The sequence below is a fragment of the Pacificoceanicola niger genome, from assembly GCF_048553275.1.
In the GTDB taxonomy this organism is placed as follows: domain Bacteria; phylum Pseudomonadota; class Alphaproteobacteria; order Rhodobacterales; family Rhodobacteraceae; genus Pacificoceanicola.
In genome coordinates this window covers 1-930 of sequence record NZ_JBLZMW010000052.1, presented here as the reverse complement: position 1 = coordinate 930, position 930 = coordinate 1, and the positions used below count along the sequence as shown (strand labels likewise).

Genomic DNA, 930 nt, shown 5'->3' with positions numbered 1-930 from the left:
CATCCACAGAGCCAGATCGCAGATCTCCTTCCGTGGAACTATCTCGTCAACGTGTGATCGGCACACCGGTTACAGAGCAGCTACAGACATGCCTCACCAGCGCACTGGCAAGGATCGGCGGGTGACAAACGGCGATCACCATCTCCTGTCGCAAAAACCCTGCTAATGAAGGCCTTGCGCTGTTAGTGCTAAATGCCAGTATGAAGAAAGCCGGTCCAGTTCCTGCTCGTTTAGATGCATACCGCGAGCACCTCCTTGTGCCTCCCCGCCCATTCGCTGCAGCATGGGAAGACATCCCAGAGATCATCCGCGTGGGCTTGGAGCCGCTTTCAGGAATCCAGCCAATTACAGGAAAGATGGCTGATGTTGCGGGAGGAGAGTTGCATACCAAGCCCAGCGAAGCAGAAGTCCAGTTCTTCCGCGAGCAGGGAACGACCTTCCAGATGATTAAGCTTGTGATGACCATGGCGTATTGGGAGGAGGTCGATGGCGCTATACGGGGGTTCCCGAGCTCGATCTATGCAGTCCCCGCAGTCAAGCGAGGCAAGGTTGAGGTCTGCGGCATTGATACCGTTGCTCAAATTGCTGATGCGACTGAAGGGCGAGTTATCGAGGATGTTATCGCCGATTTTGATCCATTTACTGGAGGATATGGCGCAACGATCCTCAATGGCGACTACGTCCACTGGGCAAGAGAGAAGGTGCCGTTGTCTGATATTGGCTTCGTGATCGAACGATATTTCTTGGCGAACTCCTTTGATCGCGAGGACTTGCTCGAGTTCGATAATTTCATCCCTGAAAAGAGCCGGAAGAACTATCGGAGAAACCGAGTAAAGAAGCTCTACACACCATTTAGGGTCAGGATGCATTGATTTTCGAAGCGCTGCGTGATTCACGGCTCTAAAAACGGAGCGGTGACATGAGCGACCT

Annotated in this window: 1 protein-coding gene; it reads left to right on the top strand. The window is 53.1% G+C overall.

Features of this window, described 5'->3' with window-relative positions; genetic code table 11:
* Nucleotides 1-200: 200 nt before the first annotated feature.
* A complete protein-coding gene (locus ACN2XU_RS24205; protein ID WP_419412895.1) occupies nucleotides 201-872 on the top strand; it encodes a hypothetical protein in 672 nt (223 codons plus the stop codon).
* Nucleotides 873-930 lie beyond the last annotated feature (58 nt).

What these genes read in the sequence shown, in the direction of transcription:
- ACN2XU_RS24205 (WP_419412895.1), top strand. Translation starts at nt 201, where the DNA reads ATGAAGAAAGCCGGTCCAGTTCCTGCTCGTTTAGATGCATACCGCGAG.